The 257-nt window shown below is 58.0% G+C and carries 1 pseudogene; it reads left to right on the forward strand.

The window, feature by feature from the left end:
• Nucleotides 1-257 (forward strand): annotated as a pseudogene (locus tag AAEZ09_RS28695) (methyl-accepting chemotaxis protein); the annotation flags it as partial.

The following is a 257-nucleotide window of genomic DNA, read 5'->3' on the forward strand; positions in this document are numbered from 1 at the left end:
GCTCACGATACTTGGCATCAAGCGCTTCGTTGCCCCACAGCTCATGGCTGCAGGTGAATCCATCGTGCTGTCGCAGGTCAGTGAAATTGGAGAGCAGATTGGGATGGAACTGGCGCGGGTCGAGGCCCAGGCCCGCAGCATTACGCAGACCATTCCCATGCTGGAAAGCGATGAGATTGACCGGGTTCTTCCAGGTCTGGTCGATCAATACGGTGACGTGAAGGTGTTCGGCGGCGGAATCTGGCCATTGTCAGGGG

Source organism: Pseudomonas sp. 65/3-MNA-CIBAN-0223, assembly GCF_040310425.1.
Taxonomy (GTDB): domain Bacteria; phylum Pseudomonadota; class Gammaproteobacteria; order Pseudomonadales; family Pseudomonadaceae; genus Aquipseudomonas; species Aquipseudomonas gregormendelii.